The sequence below is a fragment of the Morganella sp. TYF_1 genome, assembly GCF_043105645.1.
GTDB lineage: Bacteria > Pseudomonadota > Gammaproteobacteria > Enterobacterales > Enterobacteriaceae > Morganella > Morganella morganii_B.
This window is the reverse complement of record NZ_JBICLU010000011.1, coordinates 1-25,241: the sequence shown is the minus strand read 5'-3', so window position 1 is coordinate 25,241 and position 25,241 is coordinate 1. Positions and strand designations below refer to the sequence as shown.

Here is a 25,241-nt window from a genome sequence, read left to right as displayed (position 1 = left end):
ATCAGTTGCGGAAATGACTTCTCACCCTCCGTTGACCAAAGTGCTATACTTTTGCGATTCGAAATAACGATAAAGTCACATTGAGTATTTATCATGAAAGGTTTGGCCATTCTCGGATCCACGGGATCTATCGGTAAAAACACACTCTCGGTTATTCGTCAGCATCCGGATCTGTTCCGTGCGGTGGTTCTGGCTGCCGGGAAAAATGTCCAGACGATGTTTGAACAGTGTCTGGAATTTAAACCCCGCTATGCGGTGTTATCCGACGAAGTGGCTGCCGGTGAATTGCGCATTCAGCTGAAACTCCACGGCAGTGCAACCGAAGTGCTCAGCGGCAGTGCCGCTATCTGTGAAGTGGTTCAGCTTGATGAGGTGGATCAGGTCATGGCTGCCATTACCGGTGTGGCCGGGCTGCTGCCGACCCTCGCGGCTATCCGTGCGGACAAGCGTATTCTGCTGGCAAACAAAGAAGCGCTGATCACCAGCGGGCGTCTGTTTTTTGCCGCCATGAGCACCAGCCGCGCTGAACTGTTTCCTATCGACAGCGAACACAACGCGATTTTCCAGTCCCTGCCAACCGGCGTACAGTTATCGCTCGGGCATGCTGACCTGACTGCCGCCGGTATTGATTCCATTATCCTGACCGGCTCCGGCGGCCCGTTCCGCGAAACCACCTTATCTGAACTGGCTAATATGACCCCGGATCAGGCCTGCGCACACCCGAACTGGTCAATGGGACGTAAAATTTCCGTGGATTCCGCCACGATGATGAATAAAGGTCTTGAATATATTGAGGCGCGTTATTTCTTTAATGCATCAGCGAAACAAATGGAAGTGATTGTGCATCCGCAGTCGGTGATCCACTCCATGGTCCGCTATACTGACGGCAGCATTATCGCGCAGCTGGGCACCCCGGATATGCGTACCCCGATCAGTTACTCCATGAGTTATCCGGAGCGTATCACCGCCGGGGCTGAACGTCTTGATTTCACCCGCATGGGCGGCCTGACATTCACTGAGCCGGATTATAACCGTTATCCGTGCCTGAAACTGGCGATCGACGCCTGTGATGACGGGCAGGCGGCAACCACGGCAATGAATGCCGCGAATGAAGAAACCGTGCAGGCATTTTTACAAAACAGAATCCGTTTCACAGATATCGCGCAAATAAACCGTATGGTAGTGGAAAATCACCGGTTTACGGAACCTCAGTCAATTGATGATGTCCTTATTATTGATAAACAGGCGCGGGAACTGACCCGCAAATCAATCGGAAAAATCGCGAAGTAATTAATTTATATTAACGGGTTGCGTTTGTCGGTGAATAGCGCAAGTGATATAGTTCAGCGTTGCGATTTCTGTAAATCAGATTTTTAATGACCGGTTAATGACACCATGACGCTATCACTGACAAACAGAGACAACACCGTGAACCTGCACGGTGTTTTTGTGTCTGACGCCATGTATTAACCGATACCTCAAAGGATTAACTTGCGTGACAGTATCCAGTGAAAATGCCTCAGAAAAGCCGGGACCTCAGCATGTCGCCATTATTATGGACGGCAACGGCCGCTGGGCAAAAAAACGCGGAAAATTGCGGGTTTCCGGCCATCGCGCAGGGATCAAATCGGTCCGCAGCTCGGTCAGTTTTGCCATCAAAAACCAGATACAATCCCTGACACTTTATGCCTTCAGCAGTGAGAACTGGAACCGTCCTGAACAGGAAGTTCACTCACTGATGGAGTTGTTTGTCTTTGCGCTGGATAACGAAGTCAAAAGCCTGCACAAACACAATGTCAGATTATCCGTTATCGGTGATATCAGCCGGTTCAGTCCGCGTCTGCAGGAGCGCATCCGCCGCGGTCAGGTGCTGACCGCCAATAATACCGGTTTACAGCTGAATATCGCCGCCAACTACGGCGGGCGCTGGGATATCACCCACAGTGTGAAACAGGTGATAGCACAGGTGCAGCGCGGGGAACTGTCCGCTGAGGATGTCAGCGAACAGGATATCAGCCGTCATATCTCACTTCATGACCAGCCGCCGATTGATCTCGTGATCCGGACCGGTGGTGAGCATCGTATCAGTAACTTCCTGCTCTGGCAGGTTGCGTATGCCGAATTTTATTTTACAGAAGTGCTGTGGCCTGACTTTGATGAAAACGCATTCAGCGATGCGGTAACCTCTTTTACACAGCGTGAGCGCCGTTTCGGCGGAACCACACCTGATGATCAGTCTGAGCAGGCTCCGGGAGGAAATGTTGCTTAAGTACCGTCTAATTACTGCCATTATTTTAATTCCGCTGGTCCTGCTGGCGATGTTTATGCTCGCGCCACAGCATTTCGGCTGGGTGGTGATTGCTGTATGTGGTCTGGCCGGCTGGGAATGGGCGCAGTTTGCCGGTCTGAAAGGTAGCGGACAACGTATTGTTACCGGTGTGCTGTTTGCCGCCGGTCTGACTGCGTGGCAGCTGACACTGGATATGAGTAATCTGATGGCGGATACGACAGTGCAGGTCAGCCTGTGGGCCGCGCTGGTCTGGTGGGTCTGCGCGGTGCTGCTGGTGATCAGTTTTCCGAAATCCGCTGCGTTGTGGAAAGATTCTGTGATTATCCGCCTGATCTTCGGTGTGGTGACCATTGTTCCGTTTTACAGCGGCATGATGGTACTGCGCAACCAGGGATATGCGGCCGGTGATGTGTATCAGGGTGCCTGGTGGCTGCTGTATGTCATGCTGCTGGTCTGGGCGGCGGACTCCGGGGCGTATGCCTTCGGCCGCCTGCTGGGTAAACACAAAATGGCACCGCGTGTCTCGCCGGGAAAAACCCTGGAAGGTCTTGCCGGTGGCCTGATTACCGCCGGTCTGGTGTCCTGGCTGTTCAGCCACTATTCGCCGTTACAGACACTGCCGGAAAACCTGATTATTGTGTCAGTGATTGTGGTTCTGATTTCCGTGTTCGGTGATCTGACCGAAAGCATGTTTAAACGCCAGTCAGGCGTGAAGGACAGCAGTCAGCTGATCCCGGGACATGGCGGTGTGATGGATCGCATTGACAGCCTGACCGCAGCAGTGCCGGTATTTGCCGGTCTGATCCTGTTAGTATTCTCCGGCTTTTAAGCACACCGGGAGCAGACAGAAAACGCATGATGACTTTTCTCTGGAACTCAGCCGCTTTTATTATCGCACTGGGGATTTTGGTTACCGTACATGAATTCGGGCACTTTTGGGTGGCCCGGCGCTGCGGTATTTTTGTCGAACGATTCTCGGTCGGTTTCGGTAAAGCACTCTGGCGGCGCACAGACAAACACGGAACCGAATTTGTCATCGCCATGATCCCGCTCGGCGGCTATGTCAAAATGCTGGATGAACGTGTGGCACCGGTGGCGCCGGAGCGCCGTCATCAGGCGTTCAATAACAAAACTGTCGGTCAGCGGGCGGCGGTGGTCAGTGCCGGGCCGATCGCTAACTTTTTGTTAGCTATCGTGGCGTACTGGATTGTGTTTATGATCGGTGTGCCGGCAGTTCGCCCGGTGGTGGCGGATATCCGCGCGGGATCGGTCGCAGAACAGGCAAATATTTTGCCCGGAATGGAACTAAATGCCGTTGACGGTATCGAAACGCCTGACTGGAATAGTGTGCGGATGGCGATGATCAGTAAAATCGGGGATGATTTTACCGTTCTGAATGTGATTCCGGAACCGGGATCCGCACCGGCAGAAAAGCGTCTGGATCTTACCCGCTGGAAATTTGACCCGGAAAAACAGGACGCGGTTCTGTCTCTGGGGATCATGCCGGTGTCCGCAACGGTCAGCAATGAGATTAATGCACTGACCCCCGGGGGGCCTGCTGAAAAAGCCGGTTTACAACCGGGGGACAGGATCGTTAAAGTAAGCGGGGAGCCGCTTTCGGTTTGGCAGCCATTTACGCTCTTTGTACGTAATAGTCCCGGTAAAACGCTCGATTTACTGATTGAGCGGGGCGGAGAGCATATTAATGTGCCTCTCACACCGGAGATAAAAAACAGCGGCGGCAGTAAACAAATTGGTTTTGCCGGTGTCGAATTAAAGGTTATTCCGCTCGACCCGCAGTATATTACGGAACATCAGTACGGGCCGGTGGAAGCAGTTGCCGAGGCGACCGGGAAAACCTGGCAGTTAATGAATCTGACCGTGAAGATGATCGGTAAGCTGGTGACCGGTGATGTAAAACTGAATAATCTCAGCGGTCCGGTATCGATTGCGAAAGGTGCCGGTATTTCCGCCGATTCCGGCTTAGTGTATTATCTGATGTTTCTGGCGCTCATCAGCGTCAATTTAGGGATCATAAATCTGTTCCCGCTGCCAGTTTTAGATGGTGGACACCTGTTATTCCTGCTTATCGAGAAGATAAAAGGCGGGCCGGTGTCTGAGCGTGTACAAGACTTCAGTTATCGTATTGGTGTAATGGCACTGGTACTGTTGATGGGGCTTGCACTTTTCAATGATTTCTCCCGCTTCTAGATTAAAGAAGACCGGGACCGGTAAGGAAAACGCATAACAACGATGGCGATGAAAAAGTTGCTCATAGCGTCGCTGCTGCTTGGCAGCTTCACTGCATACGGTTCAGACGGATTCGTGGTTCAGGACATTCAGTTTGAAGGTCTTCAGCGCGTCGCCGTTGGTGCTGCATTACTGAACATGCCTGTCCGTGTCGGCGACACGGCCAGTGATGAGGATATCGGGCGTACCATTCGCGCACTGTTCGCGACAGGTAACTTTGAAGATGTCCGCGTCCTGCGTGAAGGTAATGTACTGCTGGTTCAGGTGAAGGAACGTCCGACCATTGCAAATATCACCTTCTCGGGTAACAAATCCGTGAAGGACGACATGCTCAAACAGAACCTCGAAGCATCCCGTATCCGCGTCGGGGAAGCCCTTGACCGGACGATGCTGTCAAACATTGAAAAGGGGCTGGAAGATTTCTATCACAGTGTCGGTAAGTACAACGCAACAGTAAAAGCCGTTGTCACGCCACTGCCGCGCAACCGTATTGACGTGAAATTCGTCTTTGCGGAAGGCGTATCCGCGACTATTCAGCAAATCAATATCGTCGGTAACACACAATTTACCACCGCTGAACTGGTTAACCGTTTCCAGCTGCGTGATGATGTACCGTGGTGGAACCTGGCGGCTGACCAGAAATACCAGAAACAGAAACTGGCCGGTGACCTTGAAACCCTGCGCAGCTTCTATCTGGATCGCGGTTACGCGAAATTCAATATTGATTCGACTCAGGTCAGCCTGACGCCGGACAAAAAAGGGATTTATATCACCATCAACGTGACCGAAGGCGATCAGTATCAGATTGCCGGGGTTCAGGTTGCGGGTGAAACGGCCGGTCACTCCGCGGAAATCACCGAGCTGACCGCCATTGAACCGGGTTCACTCTATAATGGTGCTCAGGTCACCAAAATGGAGAATGATGTCAAAAATATGCTCGGTCGTTACGGCTATGCGTATCCGCGCGTCATGACCCAGCCGGAAATTAATGAAGCCGATAAAACCGTGGTTCTGCATGTGAATGTGGATGCCGGTAACCGTTTCTATGTCCGCCAGATCCGTTTCGCCGGTAACGACGTGAGTAAAGACTCCGTTCTGCGCCGTGAAATGCGTCAGATGGAAGGGGCATGGTTAGGTAATGACCTGGTTGAAGCCGGTAAAGAGCGTCTGAACCGTACCGGTTACTTTGAAACCGTTGAGGTGGAAACCCAGCGTGTGCCGGGTGTGCCGGATCAGGTCGATGTCGTTTATAAAGTCAAAGAGCGTAATACCGGTTCCCTGAACTTTGGTGTGGGCTTCGGTACTGAAAGCGGCGTCAGCTTCCAGGTGGGTGTCACCCAGGATAACTGGTTAGGTACCGGTTATCAGGTCGGTGCTAACGCCAGTAAAAACGACTACTCCACTTACGCGGAACTGTCACTGACTGATCCGTTCTTCACCGTAGATGGTGTGAGTCTCGGCGGCCGTATCTTCTATAACGACTTCCGTGCTGATGATGCGGACTTGTCCGGTTACACCAACAAAACCTATGGTGTGGATGGTACGCTCGGCTTCCCGATCAACGAAAATAACTCTTTCCGTTTAGGTCTGGGTTATGTGCATAACACCCTGTCCCGTATGGAACCGCAGGTTAATATGTGGCGTTATCTGCACTCAATGGGTGAAGATCCGAACTATAAAGATCGCGCAGAATTCCGTGCCGATGACTTCACGTTTACAACCGCCTGGGTTTATAACAATCTTGACCGCGGTTACTTCCCGACCTCCGGTGTGAAATCCACCGTGAGTGCGAAAGTCACGATTCCGGGCTCTGATAACGAATACTATAAACTGATCGCCGATACCACCGGTTACTACCCGATTGACGAAAACGGCAGCTGGGTTGTGATGGGACGCGGTCGTTTAGGCTTCGGTGATGGTCTCGGCGGCAAAGAATTGCCGTTCTATGAGAACTTCTATGCCGGTGGTTCCGGTACCGTCCGTGGTTTCCGCTCGAATACCATCGGTCCGAAAGCAGTCTACTATGATGGGGCATCCGATAAGTTACGCAGCGACAGCCCGTCCCGTGATGCTATCGGGGGTAACGCGATGGCGGTGGCCAGTATGGAACTGATCACTCCGACACCGTTTATCGACGAAAAATACACGAATTCTGTCCGCACATCACTCTTTGTGGATGCCGGTACAGTGTGGGATACCAATTGGGACAATACTGAGCTTATGCAGAAGTATGGTATTCCTGATTACAGTAAAGCAGGGAACATCCGTGTTTCCACCGGTGTCGCGTTCCAGTGGATTTCTCCGCTCGGACCATTGGTCTTCTCGTATGCGAAGCCAATCAAAGACTACCAGGGTGACCGGACAGAACAGTTCCAGTTTAATATCGGTAAGACCTGGTAATTGCAGTACAGAGTTACCATACGTAATAACCAGTACGCTCAGTGTGCAAAGGGAATCTTTACCATTGGGTTTAATATCCAACCAGTAAATGGTGTTTAAGGGGTTTTATTGTGAAAAAGTTATTAACTGCTGCCAGCGTGGGTATGGTATTAGCGATGTCTGCCGGTGCTGCTCAGGCTGCTGACAAGATCGCGGTTGTCAATATCGGTGAAGTTGTCCAGAAAATGCCGGGCCGTGAAGCGGCAGCAAAACAACTGGAAAGCGAATTCAAAAGCCGTGGTACTGAACTGCAGAGTTTAGAAAAAGATCTGCAGACCCGTGCTCAGAAACTGCAGAAAGACGGCGCGACCATGAAAGACAGCGAGCGTCAGAAACTGGCCGGTGAATTCGACACCAAACGTGCTGACTTCGCGAAAAAAGCCCAGGCATTTGACCAGGATTTCCAGAAACGTCAGATGGAAGAGCGCAACAAAGTCATGAAGCGTGTTGAAGATGCAGTGAAATCTGTTGCTTCAAAAGGCGGGTATGACGTTGTGATCGATGCTAACGCAGTTGCTTACTCTGTTTCCGGCATTGATATCACTGCTGACGTTCTGAAACAGGTTAAATAATTAATGTCTTCCATTCGATTAGCTGATCTCGCTCAGCAGTTGAATGCAACGTTACACGGTGATGGCGACCTCGTCATCACCGGTATCGCACCTATGCATTCAGCAAACAGCGGGCAAATTACCTTTCTGTCTGATGCCCGTTACCGGGAAAAACTGGCCGGTTGTCAGGCGGGTGCTGTGGTATTGCGTGAAGACGATTTACCGTTTTGTCAGGTCGCTGCCCTTGTGGTGAAAGACCCGTACCTGGCGTATGCGCATATGGCGCAGATTATGGATACCACACCGGCTCCGGCTGAGAATATCCATCCGTCTGCTGTGATTGACCCGTCCGCCTCTCTCGGGGCCAATGTGTCGGTCGGTGCGAATGCTGTCATTGAGTCCGGCGTTGTCCTGAGTGACGATGTTATCATCGGCGCAGGATCGTTTGTCGGCAAAAATACCACTATCGGTGCCAAAACCCGTATCTGGGCAAATGTCACCGTGTACCACGGGATTGTGATTGGCGAAGGCTGCCTGGTTCATTCCAACACTGTTATCGGTGCGGACGGATTCGGTTATGCCAACGATCGCGGTCAGTGGGTTAAAATCCCTCAGCTGGGTTCCGTCATTATCGGTGACCGGGTTGAAATCGGCTCCTGTACCACTATTGACCGTGGTGCATTAGAAAATACGGTAATCGGTAATGGTGTTATCATTGATAACCAGTGCCAGATTGCCCATAACGTCATAATCGGCGACAACACCGCAGTAGCCGGTGGTGTGATTATGGCCGGGAGCCTGAAAATCGGCCGCAACTGTATGATTGGCGGAGCAAGCGTCATTAATGGTCATATGGAAATCTGCGATCGCGTCGTCGTGACAGGCATGGGCATGGTAATGCGGCCTATCACCGAACCGGGTGTATACTCCTCCGGTATTCCGTTACAGCCAAATAAGACATGGCGTAAAACTGCCGCGCTGGTAATGAATATCAGCGAAATGAATAAACGCCTTAAGGCGGTCGAACGGCAGCTGGATAACGACGATAAATAACAGCGCATTTTGCGGTATTTTTGCGGCCTGCTAACCGCGTGACGGGTATAGCAGGCCGTGTTATTAATAAGACATATGACAAAGAGACAGGAAGAGTATTCTGATGAGTGACAACCATACTCTCAAAATTGATGAAATTTTAGAGCTTCTTCCGCACCGGTATCCGTTTTTATTAGTGGATCGCGTGCTAGATTTTGAAGAAGGTAAATTTTTACGTGCCGTGAAAAACGTATCATTCAATGAGCCGTTTTTCCAGGGGCACTTCCCGGGCAAACCGATTTTTCCGGGTGTTCTGATTCTGGAAGCGATGGCGCAGGCCACCGGCATTCTGGCGTTCAAAAGCCTCGGTAAATTAGAGCCGGGCGAACTGTATTATTTTGCCGCCATCGATGATTGCCGCTTCAAACGCCCGGTACTGCCGGGAGACCAGATGATCCTCGAAGTGACTTTCCATAAGGAACGCCGCGGCGTTGCCCGTTTCACGGGTGTTGCGAAAGTTGACGGAGAAGTTGCCTGCGAAGCGACCATGATGTGTGCACGCCGCCGTGAGGGGTAATAAATGATCGATAAAACCGCCCGGATCCACCCGTCTTCCATTATCGAAGACGGTGCCGTTATTGGTGCCAATGTCACCATCGGTCCTTTCTGCTGTATTGGTGCGGATGTTGAGATCGGTGAAGGGACTGAAATCAAGTCCCATGTTGTGATTAATGGTCATACCAAAATTGGTCGTGATAACCAGATTTTCCAGTTTGCCTCCATTGGTGAGATAAACCAGGATCTGAAATACAAAGGTGAACCGACCCGCGTAGAGATCGGTGATCGTAACCGTATCCGCGAAAGTGTGACTATTCATCGCGGCACCGCGCAGGACACCGGCGTTACCCGTATCGGTAACGACAACCTGCTGATGATCAATGCTCATGTTGCTCACGACTGTGTGATCGGCAACCATTGCATCATTGCCAACAACGGAACCCTGGCGGGTCATGTCACGCTGGATGATTATGTCATCCTGGGTGGCTTATCGGCGGTTCATCAGTTCTGCCGTATCGGTGAGCACGTGATGGTCGGCGGCTGTTCCGGAGTGGCACAGGATATCCCGCCGTTCTTAATCGCGCAGGGTAACCATGTGACTGCTTTCGGCCTCAATGCTATCGGCCTCAAACGCCGTGGTTTTGATAAAGACGATATCAGTGCGTTACAGAATGCCTATAAAGTCCTGTACCGCAGTAATCTGACGCTGGCAGAAGCCAAAGTGCAGTTAGCTGAACTGGCGAAAGAAAATGTCCATGTAAAAACCTTCGCTGACTTCCTGGATACCGCTGAACGCGGGATCATCCGTCCGTAATTGCGGGGACTGCCATGTCGGTATCACCTCGTCCGCTCACGATAGGTATTGTCGCCGGAGAAACCTCCGGCGATATTCTCGGCGCAGGCTTAATGCGCGCACTGAAAGAAAAATATCCGGATGTTCGTTTCATGGGGGTTGCCGGTCCGCTGATGCAGGCGGAAGGCTGTGAAACCTGGTATGAAATGGAAGAACTGGCCGTGATGGGCATTGTGGAAGTGCTGGGTCGTCTGCCGCGTCTGCTCTCCATCCGCCGTGATCTCACCCGCCGCTTCCGTGAACTGAAACCGGATGTTTTTGTCGGCATTGATGCGCCGGATTTCAATATCACCCTGGAAGGACGATTAAAATCTTCCGGGATCAAAACGATCCACTATGTCAGCCCGTCAGTCTGGGCGTGGCGGCAGAACCGGGTCTTTAAAATCGCCAAAGCGACCAATCTGGTGCTGGCTTTCCTGCCGTTCGAAAAAGCGTTTTACGACAAATACAATGTGCCGTGCCGCTTTATCGGTCATACCATGGCGGATGCGCTGCCGTTGCAGCCGGATAAAGCCGCTGCCCGTGATGCACTGGGGCTGGATCCGTCCGCGCCGTGTCTGGCAATACTGCCGGGCAGCCGTCACGCGGAAGTGTCGATGCTCAGCGGCGATTTCCTGAAAACCGCGCAATTGCTGCGGCAATCGCTGCCGGATTTACAGATTGTGGTGCCGCTGGTGAATGCCAAACGGCGGGCTGAGTTTGAGGCCATCAAACAGGACGTTGCGCCGGAACTGGATGTGCATCTGCTTGATGGTCGTGCCCGTGATGCCATGATTGCCTCAGATGCCGCGCTGCTGGCGTCAGGTACGGCAGCACTGGAGTGCATGCTGGCGAAATGCCCGATGGTCGTGGGCTACCGCATGAAGCCGTTCACGTTCTGGCTGGCGAAACGGCTGGTCAAAACCCCGTATGTGTCATTGCCGAATCTGCTGGCAGGGCGCGAAATCGTGCCGGAACTGTTACAGGATGAGTGCCGCAGTGATCTGCTGGCAAATGCACTGCAGCCGCTGTTGCAGGGCGGAGAGTCAGTGGATAAACTCAGAGAAACCTTCCTGGAACTCCATCAGAAGATCCGTCTTGATGCGGATAATCAGGCGGCACAGGCCGTATCAGATATAGCGAGTAATTAATGGATTTTGTTTATCCGGACGCGGCACTGATTGCCGGTGTCGATGAAGTCGGCCGCGGGCCGCTGGTCGGCGCGGTGGTAACCGCCGCCGTTATTCTTGATCCGCAGAACCCGATCGACGGTCTGGCGGACTCCAAAAAGCTCACAGAGAAAAAACGTGAGCGGCTGTTTGCTGAAATTCAGGAAAAGGCGCTGTACTGGAGCATCGGCCGCGCGGAAGCGGCTGAAATTGATCAAATCAATATTTTGCAGGCCACATTCCTGGCGATGCAGCGGGCGGTTGCCGGGTTACCGGTACGTCCGGGATTTGTGCTGGTGGACGGCAACAAAGCGCCGGATTTTGGTGTCCCTGCTCAGGCGGTGATCAAAGGTGACGGCCTGGTACCGGAAATCAGTGCGGCATCGATACTGGCAAAAGTCACGCGGGATCGCGAAATGGCGGAGCTGGATAAACAATTTCCGCAGTACGGATTTGCAAAACACAAAGGTTACCCGACCGCACTGCATCTTGAGATGCTGGCGCAGTATGGGGTGACAGAGCATCACCGAACCAGTTTTGGCCCGGTCCGCCGCGCGCTGGCCGGTATCAGTCAGTGAGGATGGCGTAATGGCGGAACCGCGTTTTATTCATCTTAATATTCACAGCGACTATTCCATGATTGACGGACTGGCGAAAACCGGCCCGCTGGTCAAAAAAGTGGCGTCGATGAATATGCCGGCGATGGCGATTACGGACTTCACTAACCTGTGCGGGCTGGTGAAATTTTACGGCAGTGCGCACGGCGCCGGGGTGAAACCGATTGTCGGTGCGGACTTCCTGATGGAAAGTGAGCTGCTGGGTGACGAACTGGCATCACTCACGATTCTGGCACGCAATAACACTGGTTATCAGAACCTGACCCTGCTTATCTCTGAAGCCTATCAGAAAGGGTATGGCGCTCAGGGACCGACCATTCAGCGCGACTGGCTGGTTAATCATAAAGACGGGCTGATTATTCTCTCCGGCGGGCGCAAGGGGGATGTCGGTAAGTTTCTGCTGCGCGGTAACAGCGCGCTGGTGGATCAGGCACTGGAATTCTGGCAAACCCACTTCCCGGACAGCTTTTATCTGGAGCTTATCCGCACCGGTCGTCAGGATGAGGAAAGCTATCTGCATGCTGCAGTACAGCTGGCGACAGAGAAATCCCTGCCGGTGGTGGCGACCAACGATGTCCGCTTTATCAGCAGTGAGGATTTTGACGCCCATGAAATCCGTGTCGCCATTCATGACGGCTATACGTTAGCGGACCCGAAACGTCCGAAGCTCTACAGCCCTCAGCAATATCTGCGCAGTGAGGACGAGATGTGCGAGCTGTTCGCCGACATCCCGGAAGCACTGCAGAACAGCGTCGAAATTGCTAAGCGTTGTAACGTCACTATCCGTCTCGGCGAGTATTTCCTGCCGCAGTTCCCGACCGGGGATATGAGCACGGAAGATTATCTGGTCAAACGATCGAAAGAGGGACTGGAGGAGCGCCTGGCGTTCCTGTTCCCGGATCCGGAAGTGCGTGCGCAGCGCCGCCCGGAATATGACGAACGTCTGGATGTCGAACTGAAAGTGATTAACCAGATGGGCTTCCCCGGCTACTTCCTGATCGTGATGGAGTTTATCCAGTGGTCGAAGGATAACAATGTGCCGGTAGGGCCGGGACGTGGTTCCGGTGCCGGTTCACTGGTGGCGTACTCCCTGAAAATCACCGATCTGGATCCGCTGGAATTCGACCTCCTGTTCGAACGCTTCCTGAACCCGGAACGTGTTTCCATGCCCGACTTTGATGTCGATTTCTGCATGGAAAAACGTGACCGTGTGATCGATCACGTAGCGGAAATGTATGGGCGTGATGCGGTTTCCCAGATTATTACCTTCGGTACCATGGCGGCAAAAGCGGTGATCCGCGATGTCGGTCGTGTGCTGGGGCATCCGTACGGATTTGTTGACCGGATTTCCAAACTGGTGCCACCGGATCCCGGTATGACACTGGAAAAAGCCTTTGCGGCAGAGCCGCAGCTCGGCGAGGTGTATGAAGCTGATGAGGAAGTCAGGGCGCTGATCGACATGGCGCGTATCCTGGAAGGGGTAACGCGTAACGCCGGTAAACACGCCGGTGGTGTGGTGATCGCGCCGACAAAAATTACTGATTTTGCGCCGCTGTACTGCGACCCGGAGGGGAATAACCCGGTCACGCAGTTTGATAAAAACGACGTGGAATATGCCGGTTTGGTGAAGTTTGACTTCCTCGGTCTGCGCACGCTGACGATTATCGACTGGGCGCTGGGGATGATTAACCCGCGCAATGAGAAAAAAGGTAAGCCGCCGGTGGATATCGCGGCTATCCCGCTCGATGACCAGAAAAGCTTTGATATGCTGCAGCGCTCGGAAACCACCGCAGTTTTCCAGCTTGAATCCCGCGGCATGAAGGATTTGATCAAACGTCTGCGTCCGGACAGCTTTGAAGACATGATAGCCCTGGTGGCGCTGTTCCGTCCCGGCCCGCTGCAGTCGGGCATGGTGGATAACTTTATCGACCGTAAACACGGACGTGAGGCTATTTCTTACCCGGATGTGGAATGGCAGCATGAATCCCTGCAGCCGGTACTGGAACCGACGTACGGTATCATCCTCTATCAGGAACAGGTGATGCAGATTGCCCAGGTACTGGCGGGCTATACCCTGGGCGGCGCGGATATGCTGCGCCGTGCAATGGGTAAGAAAAAGCCGGAAGAGATGGCAAAACAGCGCTCGGTATTTGAAGAGGGCGCAGTGAAAAACGGCGTCGATGCCGAACTGTCCATGAAAATCTTTGACCTGGTGGAGAAATTCGCCGGTTACGGGTTTAACAAATCTCACTCCGCTGCTTATGCACTGGTTTCCTATCAGACACTGTGGCTGAAAGCACACTATCCGGCGGAATTTATGGCTGCCGTGATGACGGCAGATATGGATAACACCGAAAAAGTCGTCGGGCTGGTGGATGAATGCTGGCGGATGGGGCTGAAAGTTCTGCCGCCGGATATCAACAGCGGACTGTATCACTTCCATGTCAATGATGAAGGTGAGATAGTCTATGGCATCGGTGCGATTAAAGGTGTCGGTGAAGGCCCGATCGAAGCAATTCTGGAAGCCCGTAAGGACGGGTATTTCAAGGATATTTTTGATCTGTGTGCCCGTACGGACACCAAAAAACTGAACCGCCGCGTAATGGAAAAACTCATTATGTCCGGCGCGTTTGACCGCCTGGGGCCGCACCGCGCCGCGCTGATGTCCTCACTGGAGGATGCGCTGAAAGCCGCGGATCAGCACGCCAAAGCGGAAGCTATTGGTCAGGCGGATATGTTCGGGGTACTGGCGGAAGCACCGGAGCAGGTAGAGCGCTCTTATGCCAATATTCCGAAATGGCAGGACGAAATTATCCTCGAAGGGGAACGGGAAACACTCGGGCTGTATCTTACCGGACATCCGATAAACCGTTATCTGAAGGAAATTGAACGCTATACTCATGGTTTACGTCTGAAAGATGTTAACCCGACACCGCGTGGTCAGATGACTACGGTGGTCGGTCTGGTGCTGGCTTCCAAGGTGATCACCACCAAACGGGGAAACCGGATTGGTGTCTGTACCCTCGATGATCGTTCCGGCCGGCTGGAAATTATGCTATTTTCCGATGCACTGGAACGTTACCAGCATCTGCTCGAACAGGATCGCATTCTGATCGCCTCCGGGCAGGTCAGCTTTGATGATTTCAGCGGCGGGCTTAAAATGGTGGTCAGGGAGCTGCTGGATATCAGCGAAGCACGCGAAAAATATGCGCGCGGGCTTGCTATCTCGCTCACGGACGGGCAAATTGACGAACAACTGCTGCACCGGCTGCGCGGTGCGCTTGAACCGCACCGCTCCGGGACAATACCGGTTCACCTTTATTACCAGAAGGACGATGCCAGAGCGCGGATGCGTTTCGGTGCCACCTGGCGGGTTACTCCGACCGATACCCTTCTGACGGATCTGCGGACTCTGCTGGGTAATGAGCAGGTAGAATTAGAATTTGACTAAAATAGGAACATTATGAGTCTTAATTTTCTGGATTTTGAACAGCCGATTGCCGAGTTAGAGGCGAAAATTGATTCGCTGACCGCGGTCAGCCGCCAGGATGAATCACTCGATATCAATCTTGACGAAGAAGTTGAACGCTTACGGGCGAAGAGTCTGGAACTGACACGTAAGATTTTCGCTGACCTGGGTGCCTGGCAGATTGCGCAGCTGGCACGCCATCCGCGTCGTCCGTATACCCTGGATTACGTCAAACTGATCTTTACCGATTTTCAGGAACTGGCAGGCGACCGCGCATATGCGGATGACAAAGCGATTGTCGGCGGGATTGCCCGTCTCGACGGTCGTCCGGTGATGATTATCGGCCATCAGAAAGGCCGTGAAACCAAAGAGAAAATCCGCCGTAACTTCGGCATGCCGGCACCGGAAGGTTACCGCAAAGCCCTGCGTCTGATGGAACTGGCAGAGCGCTTTAATCTGCCGGTGATCACCTTTATCGACACTCCGGGGGCCTATCCGGGCGTAGGCGCGGAAGAGCGCGGTCAGTCCGAGGCAATTGCCCGTAACCTGCGTGAAATGTCGCGCCTGAAAGTACCGACTGTCTGTACCGTTGTCGGGGAAGGCGGTTCCGGCGGCGCACTGGCCATTGCGGTCGGCGACAAAGTGAATATGCTGCAATACAGCACTTACTCTGTCATTTCACCGGAAGGCTGTGCCTCGATTCTGTGGAAAAGTGCCGATAAAGCGCCGATCGCCGCAGAAGCAATGGGTATCACCGCACCGCGTCTGAAAGAGCTGAAACTGATCGACAATGTGATCCCTGAGCCGCTGGGCGGCGCGCACCGTGATTATGAAGCGGTTGCCGCATCCCTGAAAGCACAGATCCTGTCTGATCTGGCAGAGCTGGATAAACTGGACAGCGAGTCTCTGGCTAATCGCCGCTATGAGCGCCTGATGAGCTACGGCTACTGCTGATAACCGGTTGTGGATACTGCCTTCTGTGAGTCATTATCTGCCGTGTTCCGCCGTGTGTTTGCCTCTCAGCAGGCAATCCTGGCGGGACTAAGCGGCGGGCTTGATTCCGTTGTCCTGCTGCATGCTCTGCGGCAGTGGCAGACCGCTGAGCGCCCGGCGCTGCGGTTGCGGGCAGTCTACATTCATCACGGATTAAACCCGCTGGCAGATGACTGGGCAGAACACTGCCGGACATTCTGCGGCTCACTCTCTGTTCCGTTCCTGGTGTGCCGCGTGCAGGTGGATCCCCGCAAAAATGGGATCGAAGCTGCCGCCAGAGATGCCCGCTATCATGCTTTCCGTGAAGTCATCGCCCCCGGTGAGGCGCTGGTGACCGCACAGCATCTGGATGATCAGAGCGAAACCTTCTTTCTCGCCTTAAAACGCGGCAGCGGCCCTGCCGGTCTCTCCGCCATGCCGGAACAGATGGCATTCGGTGCCAATCCGCTGATCCGTCCGTTACTCTCCTTCAGCCGTGCTCAGCTCGAACAGTATGCGCAATACCATCAGCTTTCCTGGGTCGAGGATGACAGTAATCAGGATCGCCGTTATGACCGCAATTTTCTGCGACATGCGGTATTACCGCAACTGAATGCCCGCTGGCCGCACTTTGCTCAGGCGGTTTCCCGCAGTGCTGCGCTTTGCGGTGAACAGGAAGCCCTGCTGGATGAACTGCTGCTGCCGGAACTTATGCAGCTGACGGATGCCGATAACGGGTTGTCTTTTGTCCTGCTGCTCAGCGCCGGGACGGCAAAACGTAATGCTATACTGCGCCGCTGGCTGAAATACTGTGGTGTACAGATGCCGTCACAGCACCAGCTGGCTCTGCTCTGGCAGGAAGTAGCACTGGCGAAACCGGATGCGGAACCGGGCTATTATCTGAAACCAGTCACTATCCGCCGTTATCAGAACAAATTGTATGTAACAGAAAAAACAGCCGGATTATCAGAATACTGTCTGCCGTGGGATCTGCACTCTGCATTGTTATTACCGGATGATGCCGGGATTTTGCGGGTAGCGGAAGTTATCACTCCGCATGATATGGCTTCTGTGGTGCGCCCGCCGCGCCGGGATGAGCAGGTGACGATCCGGTTTGGTTTGCAGGGGCATTATCATATTTGCGGCCGGGATCGCGGGCGGTCAGCCAAAAAGCTGTGGCAGGAATCCGGTGTTGCGCCGTGGCTGCGCGAACGTACACCGCTGCTCTGGTATAACGATACGCTGATAGCGGCGGTCGGGGTATTTGTCACGAAAGAGGGCGAAGCGGATGAGGCAAAACTGATGATTATGCAGGAAAAAAACAACCCCGCAGGCGGGGTTGCAGAGTTATTCAGGACGGTGAGTGATCAATAACCACTGTTCCCAGGTCGGGATGACTAAAGCTGACAATCGAGTCCAGACGAAGCTCCCGCAGTTCGTTGTCAATCGTGACAACAAGGTATTCCACTTTCTTCCGGAGTACCAAATCGGTTGCTTTTCCTGTCAGAACATCGCCCCCCTGTAAGGTCACTTCCAGTACCATATGATGCTGGCAGGCCAGTTCGAGGTTGTCATAGTCATCACAATTAATTGGTTGATATTCGTTTTCTGCAGACATATTCCCTCACCATACTTTCGCTTGCGGTATCATCCGCGGATGGTTATTCAAATAGCCTCATCGCTCCCAGCAGACTATATCATAGTTATCATATTGGCTATTACTGATTACATTTTATTATCGGCAAAACATATTGTTTATCACTGTTTTGAAGAAAATCATTGCCATTTTAAAAATAAAAATGCGTAATTGTCTGAAAGCGCATGAATATACAAAAACTGACAATCATTTTGTTAACATTACCGCATCTGATGTTCAGGGGGAAACATGAAAAATCTGACAAAACTCTTATTGGCGGCAGGCATTTTCAGCATTACGGCCTGTAGTTCGACAGTCGTTGTACCACCAACGCCGGAAGTCCATGTTCTTGACCGTGCCTATAACGGTGTGGTTCCGTGTGCTGATTGCTCCGGCATGGATGTGACCGTTTTACTGGAAGGTGACGGTACCTATGTTATGCAGCGCACCTATCTGGAAACCCGCGACGGCAACCAGACCTTCTTTGAAACCGGGACCTGGGCGAAAGACGGTGACAAACTGCGCCTGACCGATACCGCCGGGCAGCGTGCTTACTATGATCCGCAGGATAAATCGCTGGTGATGCTGGATATTGATGGCAATCCGATCACATCAAATCTGAACTACACCCTGAAAATGGTGAAACCGGTACAGCTGAAAGGTGAATACCGTTATATGGCAGATGCGGCAACCTTTAAAGATTGCCAGACCGGTGTGGTTTACGCGGTACCGGGCAATATCGGTTTAGAGCAGGGTTACGGTAAGCTGGGTGTTGAAGGCGGTAAACCGGTTTATCTGGAAGTGGAAGGGTATTACACCATCCGTCCGTCCATGGAAGATGGTCAGTTTGATCAGGCACTGATCCAGACCGGTAAATCCGTACTGGATAAATCACGCGGCTGTCAGTAAGTCCTCTGAATCCCGCAGGCATAAAAAAGGCTGAACAGATGTTCAGCCTTTTTGTATTCACAGCACTGATAATCAGGCAGTGATGATTTTTTCTTTCAGCACACTGACAACATCGTCCAGCGCGATCAGAGATTTATCTTCGCTGCGGCGGTATTTGTATTCCACCACACCGCTGTCGAGGTTGCGATCACCGATAACGATGGTATGCGGGATCCCCATCAGCTCCATATCCGCAAACATTACACCCGGGCGCTCCTTACGGTCATCAAAGAGTACTTCAATGCCCTGTGCGGTCAGGTCAGCGTAGAGTTTTTCCGCCACTTCTTTCACACGGTAAGATTTGTGCATATTCATCGGTAGCAGAGCAACCTGGAACGGTGCAATCGCATCCGGCCAGATAATTCCGCGATCATCGAAGTTCTGCTCAATCGCTGCTGCGACAATACGGGTCACCCCGATGCCGTAGCAACCCATAAAGACCACTTCATTGTGACCGGATTCGTTCTGAACAGTCGCTTTCAGTGCTTCGGAATATTTTTTACCGAGCTGGAAGATATGACCGACTTCTATCCCGCGCTTGATCATCAGGGTACCTTTGCCGTCCGGGCTCGGGTCACCGGCGACCACATTACGGATATCCGCCACTTCCGGCAGGGCAGCATCACGCTCCCAGTTGATACCGAAATAGTGTTTGCCGTCGATATTCGCACCGGCACCGAAATCACTCATCATGGCAACGGTACGGTCAGCGACCACCGGCAGCGGCAGGTTCACCGGCCCCAGTGAACCCGGGCCTGCATTCACGGCTGCACGGATCTCTTCCTCTGTCGCGAACTCGAGCGGAGCCGCAACCAGCGGGTGTTTTTCTGCTTTCACTTCGTTGAGTTCGTGATCACCTCGCACCAGCAGTGCAACCAGTTTGTGGCCGCTCTCTTTGCTGCCGTGAACAATCAGGGTTTTGACGGTTTTCTCTACCGGCAGATTAAACTGTTCTACCAGCTCCGCGATAGTTTTCGCGTTTGGTGTATCAACCAGTTCCATTGCTTTCTGCGGCGCAGGGCGTTCAGTGATATTGCAGACCGCTTCTGCCAGCTCAATATTGGCTGCGTAATCTGACTCAGAGGAGAAAATCACATCATCTTCGCCGCTCTGTGCCAGTACCTGGAACTCGTGGGATGCACTTCCGCCGATAGAGCCGGTATCTGCCATTACCGCACGGAAATCCAGCCCGATACGGTTGAAGATTTTGCTGTACGCCTGATACATCGTATCGTACGTTTCCTGCAGTGAATCCTGGGTCAGGTGGAAAGAGTACGCATCTTTCATGATAAATTCACGGGAGCGCATCACACCAAAACGCGGACGGACTTCATCACGGAATTTGGTCTGGATCTGGAACACATTCAGCGGCAGCTGTTTGTATGATGTCACTTCGTTACGGATGATGTCCGTGACCACTTCTTCGTGCGTCGGACCCAGTACAAACTGGCGATCGCCGCGATCGGTGATACGGAGCAGCTCCGGACCGTACTGTTCCCAGCGTCCGCTCTCCAGCCATAAATCTGCGGGCTGAACCACCGGCATGGAGATTTCCAGTGAACCGGCATTTTCCATCTCTTCACGCACGATCTTCTCAACTTTACGTAATACGCGGACACCGGTCGGCATCCAGTTGTACAGACCTGAAGCAAGTTTACGGATCATCCCGGCGCGCAGCATCAGCTGATGACTGACCACTTCGGCGTCAGCAGGGGTCTCTTTCAGAGTAGAGAGCAGATATTGGGTAGTACGCATTATTTAGGTTCCATTAGAACGACAAACATGTCTTATCGCAGAGGTATTCTGCGCAGAAGTGAAGTCTGACAGTTTACCAGTGACTGCCGCGCCCCAAAAGGGGTTTAGCGTTTTTCCAGACTGATGACTTCGGTCACGCCGTCACGGATATGCCAGCGGACATTTAAATCCAGCAGATGGACGGCATAGATTTTATCGTCAGCCTGTTGTTTTTTATACGCCGGACGCGGATCCTGCGCCAGTACCTGAGTGATAAAACGCGCCAAATCAGGATATTGTGCGGCCTGAGCCGTTATGAATTGCTGTGCCGCAGTACTGAACACGACCGGCATATCGGCAGGCGGCTCTTCCTGCGCAAAACCGGCCTGTGCGCCGGGCACGGATTCAGCATAAGGCAGATAGGGTTTGATATCCAGCACCGGTGTGCCGTTAAGCAGATCCAGGCTGCCGAGGGAGAGATACGCCGTATCGCCGTCGTAACAGACTTTTTTCAGTTCGACCAGTGACATCCCGATCGGATTCGGGCGGAAGGTGGAGCGGGTGGCAAACACGCCCATTTTGGCATTACCGCCAAGGCGCGGCGGACGCACCAGCGGACGCCAGCTGCCGGACGGAATATCATGGAAAACAAAGATGACCCACACATGACTGAACTGCTCCAGTCCGCGCACGCAGTCGGCGTGATTATAGGGCGCCACAAAGTGCAGTTCCCCGGTGCCATCCTCAACCAGCCCCGGCTGGCGCGGAATCGCAAATTTTTCCTGCCACGGTGAGCGGATAAACCCTACGGGCGAAAATGAAAACTCAGACATCATCAACCTTAATTGCAGTACCTTCGCAAACCGCCAGCTGCTTACAACCCGGTGCGGGGTTCACAGCACACTGATGGAGTAACACGGCATCTGCTTTCAGTTTTCCGGCCCGGTACAGCATTTGCTTACGGGCTGCCGGAATACCGGACTGTGCAGGGTTTGCCGCTTCCCGGCAATTCTGACCCAAAACCACGCCAAGGTCACGGAAAGGTTTCCCCAGCAATTCTTCCGGGTGGAGGTAGAGTTTGACACGTGATGCTGCGGATGTTGATTTGGCTTTTTTACCGGCCGGTTTTTTCAGCCGCATATCGGCGTATTGCGCTTGTTCCTGCTCAGAATGGCTCTGACGGAAAGAACATCCCGCGATGAGAAGAGCAAGCAGGCTGATAATAAGCACTCGCATGAAAAGAGATCCTCTGGCTGTACAAAACAGGAAAGCAATGGCTGGTGAAGTATTATTATTTATATGATTAACATTTAATGACTATAACAAAATAAAAAGGGTGAACAATTGTTCACCCTCAGTGTAATATTCTTTCGCCTTCAATAAAAGAACTTAGCCGTTATTCTGAATTTCCGGTCTTTTACCAGCCTTTCACCGCACCGCCGTTGAAGACTTTATCTGCTTCATTAAAGACTTCATCTGACTGATATGCCTGAACAAACTCTTTCACCGCTTCGCTGTCTTTATTATCTTCACGGGAGACAATAATGTTGACGTAAGGTGAATCTTTATCTTCGACAAATAAGCCGTCTTTGGACGGGGTTAAGTTGATCTGGCTGGCGTAAGTGGTGTTGATGACGGCCAGGTCGATCTTATTATCATCCAGTGAACGCGGCAGCTGCGGGGCTTCCAGCTCGATCAGTTTCAGACCTTTCGGGTTTTCAACCACATCCAGAACGGTCGGCAGCAGACCGGTGCCTTCTTTCAGTTTGATTAATCCCTGCTTCTGTAATAACAGCAGTGAACGGCCGAGGTTAGTCGGGTCATTCGGCAGAGCGACCTGTGCGCCGTCCTGTAACTCATCCAGTGATTTGATTTTCTTTGAATAACCGGCAATCGGATACACAAAGGTATTGCCCACTGTTGTTAATTTGTAGTTACGGTCTTTAATCTGCTGATCCAGATACGGCTTGTGCTGGAATGCGTTCAGATCGATATCGCCGCGGCTGAGGGCTTCGTTCGGCATGACATAGTCGTTGAACGTGACCAGTTCCACATTCAGGCCGTATTTGTCTTTGGCGACTTTTTTCGCCACTTCTGCCACCTGCTGTTCAGCACCGACGATCACGCCGACTTTGATACTTTTCGGATCTTTTTCATTCTGTCCGCAGCCCGCCAGCACTAATGAACCCAGCAAAGCACCGGCAACGACAAGCGATTTTAATTTAAAAGCCATCTTTTCTTTCCTCGTTCTGTTTAATACGCGGTCGCAGTCAGTGCGGCGCGGAGAGAGTCTTATTTGTGGGTAACGGCTTTAACCAGACGATCACCACATACCTGAATAATAAAGACCAAAACAACCAGCAATGCCAATACCGTATTCATAACGACGGCGTTATAACCGACATAACCATACTGATAACCAATCTGACCTAACCCGCCTGCACCGACAGCACCACCCATTGCGGAGTAGCCCACGAGTGTGATCAGCGTAATTGTTGCGGCGTTGATCAGTCCCGGTAATGCTTCAGGCAGCAGGATTTTACTGACAATCTGTAATGGTGTGGCACCCATGGAGCGGGATGCTTCAATCAGGCCTGACGGGATTTCCAGCAGCGCGTTTTCCACCATACGGGCAATAAACGGTGCGGCGCCGACAGTCAGCGGCACAATGGCAGCCTGTAACCCGATAGAGGTACCAACGACTAACCGGGTAAACGGAATCATCCACACCAGTAAGATAATGAACGGAATCGCGCGGAAGATATTGACCAGCACGGACAGGATCCGGTACAGGCTTTTATTATCCGCAATTTGACCCGAACGGGTGATATACAGCAGTACCCCCACCGGAAGGCCGATTAAAAATCCCAGGAAACCGGATGCAAATGTCATGACCAGGGTTTCCCAGATGCCTTTAACTAACAGTAAAATCATTCCTTCAGACATAACCGAGAACCTCTGTTTTTACGTGGTGTTCTTTCAGAAAATCAATCGCAGCTTCAACATCCTGCGGGCTGTTGCCGTCCAGCTCTGCCAGCATGACCCCAAATTTCACACCGCCCGCATAATCCATCTGAGAACTCAGGATGCTGATATCAATATTAAACTTGCGTGATGCAATCGAGATCAGCGGTGCATCAACGGACTGACCACCAAATTCCAGTTTCAGCAGCGGCCCTAGGCCTTCCGCCGGTTCCGGTTTCAGACGCGCCAGATAATCTTCCGGCACATCCAGATGCAGTGTGGACTCAATAAAGGCCTGTGCCACCGGTGTTTTCGGATGAGAGAACACTTCACTTACCGTATTTTGTTCAATCAGTTGTCCGCCGCTGATAACGGCAACCTGGTCACAGATACGTTTCACCACATCCATTTCATGGGTGATCAGCAGGATAGTTAACTCCAGCCGGCGGTTGATGTCTTTCAGCAGTTCCAGTATCGACCGGGTGGTTGCCGGATCCAGGGCGCTGGTGGCCTCATCACACAGTAACACCTCAGGTTCGTTTGCCAGTGCGCGGGCGATAGCCACACGCTGCTTCTGACCGCCGGACAGATTCGCCGGATAAGCATCCCGTTTATCTGCCAGACCGACCAGGTCAAGCAGCTTCACAACCCGTTTTTCAATTTCCGCAGCCGGTACGCGATCCAGCTCCAGCGGCAGAGCAATGTTCCCGAAAACAGTACGGGACGACAGCAGGTTAAAGTGCTGAAAAATCATGCCGATGCCGCGGCGGGCACGGGTTAACTCTTTATCGTTCATCTTAGTAAGGTCTCGACCGCCGACGAGTACCTGTCCCGATGTTGGCCGTTCCAGCATATTCACACAGCGGATAAGCGTACTTTTCCCGGCACCGGAAGCACCAATCACACCGTAAATCTGCCCTTGCGGGACGTGCAGGTTAATATCAGAAAGTGCCTGTATTTCGCGATGACCCTGCTGAAAAACCTTATTTATATTCGTCAGCTTTATCATGTAATTATTATTACCTTGTTACGTGAAACTGGTTGTTCACCAGATGATTTCCGGATGTTAAGATGTCTGGATGGCTAAGTCAACAGGATTTAGTTATCAGGCCGCATTCTCATTCCGTATCAAATAAGCGATACTAAATACATTATTGATGACGGACTAAGAGTGTAACCATGGGTATCCCCGCAGTATTTCTGGACAGAGACGGCACCATTAACGTTGATACCGGCTATCTCCATGAGATTGATGATTTTCAGTTTATAGAGAATGCGATTGAAGTAATGCAGGCCATCAAACAGATGGGCTACGCTTTAATCATAGTCACAAATCAGTCGGGTATCGCCCGTGGTATGTTTACCGAAGATCAGTTTATGCATCTGACAGAGTGGATGGACTGGTCTCTGGCGGATCGCGGCGTTGATCTGGACGGTATCTATTATTGTCCTCATCATCCGGAAGGGACTGTCGAAGAGTTTCGTCAGGAGTGCAACTGCCGTAAACCGGCGCCGGGTATGCTGCTGGATGCACAGAAATTCCTGAAGATTGATATGAGTAACTCTTATATGGTAGGGGATAAGCTCGACGACATGCTGGCCGGACGGGCTGCCGAAGTGGGTACAACCGTATTAGTACGCACCGGTAAACCGGTAACGGAAGACGCTGAAGCGGCGGCAGATATTGTGATTAACAGCATCGCGGATTTACCTGCTCTGCTGAAACCCGTACAAAAAAGCGCAAAATCACCTAAAAAGTAACCCGATTGGGTGTTTTATC

The 25,241-nt window shown here is 52.3% G+C and carries 23 protein-coding genes; 16 read left to right on the top strand and 7 right to left on the bottom strand.

All coding sequences use genetic code 11. The features are described 5' to 3' along the window. Positions 1-93 precede the first annotated feature (93 nt). From ispC to tilS, 14 genes are all read left to right on the top strand, one after another. Positions 94-1,290 carry a 1-deoxy-D-xylulose-5-phosphate reductoisomerase gene (ispC, locus tag ACF8OF_RS03345; protein ID WP_262883681.1) on the top strand — a complete coding sequence of 399 codons (1,197 nt, stop codon included), beginning with the start codon at positions 94-96 and terminating at the stop codon, positions 1,288-1,290. Between the two features lie 265 nt (positions 1,291-1,555). After that, the gene (gene uppS, locus ACF8OF_RS03340) at positions 1,556-2,269 is read left to right on the top strand and encodes a polyprenyl diphosphate synthase (RefSeq protein WP_051583066.1); all 714 of its coding nucleotides are present in this window, start codon (positions 1,556-1,558) and stop codon (positions 2,267-2,269) included. Then, positions 2,262-3,119, top strand: coding sequence for a phosphatidate cytidylyltransferase (gene cdsA / locus ACF8OF_RS03335; RefSeq protein ID WP_279799074.1), 858 nt, complete (start codon positions 2,262-2,264; stop codon positions 3,117-3,119). The genes uppS and cdsA overlap by 8 nt, the downstream gene beginning before the upstream one ends. Positions 3,120-3,145: 26 nt before the next feature. Continuing rightward, on the top strand, positions 3,146-4,501 hold the full coding sequence (rseP, locus tag ACF8OF_RS03330) for a sigma E protease regulator RseP (protein ID WP_262860741.1): 1,356 nt from the start codon (positions 3,146-3,148) through the stop codon (positions 4,499-4,501). A 42-nt stretch (positions 4,502-4,543) separates the two neighbouring features. Next, entirely contained in the window at positions 4,544-6,940 is a 2,397-nt protein-coding gene (gene bamA / locus ACF8OF_RS03325; protein WP_392495715.1) for an outer membrane protein assembly factor BamA, read from the top strand. A 110-nt stretch (positions 6,941-7,050) separates the two neighbouring features. Then, positions 7,051-7,551, top strand: a complete 501-nt coding sequence (locus tag ACF8OF_RS03320; protein WP_004242223.1) for an OmpH family outer membrane protein — start codon at positions 7,051-7,053, stop codon at positions 7,549-7,551. Positions 7,552-7,554: 3 nt separating this feature from the next. Next, on the top strand, positions 7,555-8,583 hold the full coding sequence (gene lpxD, locus ACF8OF_RS03315; protein WP_392495714.1) for a UDP-3-O-(3-hydroxymyristoyl)glucosamine N-acyltransferase: 1,029 nt from the start codon (positions 7,555-7,557) through the stop codon (positions 8,581-8,583). A gap of 103 nt (positions 8,584-8,686) precedes the next feature. Then, positions 8,687-9,139: a 3-hydroxyacyl-ACP dehydratase FabZ gene (fabZ, locus tag ACF8OF_RS03310; protein ID WP_004237234.1), complete on the top strand. Its 453-nt coding sequence runs from the start codon at positions 8,687-8,689 to the stop codon at positions 9,137-9,139. Between the two features lie 3 nt (positions 9,140-9,142). After that, positions 9,143-9,934, top strand: coding sequence for an acyl-ACP--UDP-N-acetylglucosamine O-acyltransferase (gene lpxA, locus ACF8OF_RS03305; protein ID WP_004237235.1), 792 nt, complete (start codon positions 9,143-9,145; stop codon positions 9,932-9,934). Positions 9,935-9,948: 14 nt separating this feature from the next. Continuing rightward, entirely contained in the window at positions 9,949-11,103 is a 1,155-nt protein-coding gene (gene lpxB, locus ACF8OF_RS03300; RefSeq protein ID WP_392495713.1) for a lipid-A-disaccharide synthase, read from the top strand. Then, the gene (gene rnhB, locus ACF8OF_RS03295) at positions 11,103-11,699 is read left to right on the top strand and encodes a ribonuclease HII (protein ID WP_262883678.1); all 597 of its coding nucleotides are present in this window, start codon (positions 11,103-11,105) and stop codon (positions 11,697-11,699) included. Before lpxB ends, rnhB begins: the two co-directional genes overlap by 1 nt. Positions 11,700-11,709: 10 nt before the next feature. Then, complete coding sequence (gene dnaE, locus ACF8OF_RS03290) at positions 11,710-15,189, top strand: DNA polymerase III subunit alpha (RefSeq protein WP_262860737.1); 3,480 nt, start codon at positions 11,710-11,712, stop codon at positions 15,187-15,189. A gap of 12 nt (positions 15,190-15,201) precedes the next feature. Beyond that, positions 15,202-16,161, top strand: a complete 960-nt coding sequence (gene accA, locus ACF8OF_RS03285; protein WP_025153745.1) for an acetyl-CoA carboxylase carboxyl transferase subunit alpha — start codon at positions 15,202-15,204, stop codon at positions 16,159-16,161. A gap of 9 nt (positions 16,162-16,170) precedes the next feature. Further along, a complete protein-coding gene (gene tilS, locus ACF8OF_RS03280) occupies positions 16,171-17,553 on the top strand; it encodes a tRNA lysidine(34) synthetase TilS (protein ID WP_392495712.1) in 1,383 nt (460 codons plus the stop codon). On the opposite strand, the gene rof is transcribed toward tilS, so the two are convergent. Beyond that, a complete protein-coding gene (gene rof / locus ACF8OF_RS03275) occupies positions 17,531-17,797 on the bottom strand; it encodes a Rho-binding antiterminator (RefSeq protein WP_025153743.1) in 267 nt (88 codons plus the stop codon). The two genes, tilS and rof, sit on opposite strands and share 23 nt — an antisense overlap. A 267-nt stretch (positions 17,798-18,064) precedes the next feature. On the opposite strand from rof, the gene nlpE reads away from it, so the two are divergent. Then, the gene (gene nlpE, locus ACF8OF_RS03270) at positions 18,065-18,724 is read left to right on the top strand and encodes an envelope stress response activation lipoprotein NlpE (protein ID WP_025153742.1); all 660 of its coding nucleotides are present in this window, start codon (positions 18,065-18,067) and stop codon (positions 18,722-18,724) included. A gap of 72 nt (positions 18,725-18,796) precedes the next feature. Here the strand turns inward: nlpE and proS are convergent, their stop codons facing one another. The 6 genes from proS to metN form a co-directional block, all read right to left on the bottom strand. Continuing rightward, positions 18,797-20,518 (bottom strand): proline--tRNA ligase, encoded by a 1,722-nt coding sequence (proS, locus tag ACF8OF_RS03265; RefSeq protein WP_392495711.1) that lies wholly within the window; start codon positions 20,516-20,518, stop codon positions 18,797-18,799. Between the two features lie 104 nt (positions 20,519-20,622). Next, a complete protein-coding gene (tsaA, locus tag ACF8OF_RS03260; protein ID WP_262860731.1) occupies positions 20,623-21,330 on the bottom strand; it encodes a tRNA (N6-threonylcarbamoyladenosine(37)-N6)-methyltransferase TrmO in 708 nt (235 codons plus the stop codon). Then, on the bottom strand, positions 21,323-21,733 hold the full coding sequence (gene rcsF, locus ACF8OF_RS03255) for an Rcs stress response system protein RcsF (RefSeq protein WP_262860730.1): 411 nt from the start codon (positions 21,731-21,733) through the stop codon (positions 21,323-21,325). Before rcsF ends, tsaA begins: the two co-directional genes overlap by 8 nt. Positions 21,734-21,914: 181 nt before the next feature. Continuing rightward, on the bottom strand, positions 21,915-22,730 hold the full coding sequence (locus tag ACF8OF_RS03250; protein WP_025153738.1) for a MetQ/NlpA family lipoprotein: 816 nt from the start codon (positions 22,728-22,730) through the stop codon (positions 21,915-21,917). 59 nt (positions 22,731-22,789) lie between these two features. Further along, a complete protein-coding gene (locus ACF8OF_RS03245) occupies positions 22,790-23,443 on the bottom strand; it encodes a methionine ABC transporter permease MetI (protein WP_025153737.1) in 654 nt (217 codons plus the stop codon). Next, positions 23,436-24,470: a methionine ABC transporter ATP-binding protein MetN gene (gene metN, locus ACF8OF_RS03240; protein WP_025153736.1), complete on the bottom strand. Its 1,035-nt coding sequence runs from the start codon at positions 24,468-24,470 to the stop codon at positions 23,436-23,438. The genes ACF8OF_RS03245 and metN overlap by 8 nt, the downstream gene beginning before the upstream one ends. A gap of 170 nt (positions 24,471-24,640) precedes the next feature. Between metN and gmhB the strand changes: the two genes are divergently transcribed. Beyond that, complete coding sequence (gene gmhB, locus ACF8OF_RS03235) at positions 24,641-25,222, top strand: D-glycero-beta-D-manno-heptose 1,7-bisphosphate 7-phosphatase (protein WP_392495710.1); 582 nt, start codon at positions 24,641-24,643, stop codon at positions 25,220-25,222. The last annotated feature ends 19 nt before the right edge of the window (positions 25,223-25,241 follow it).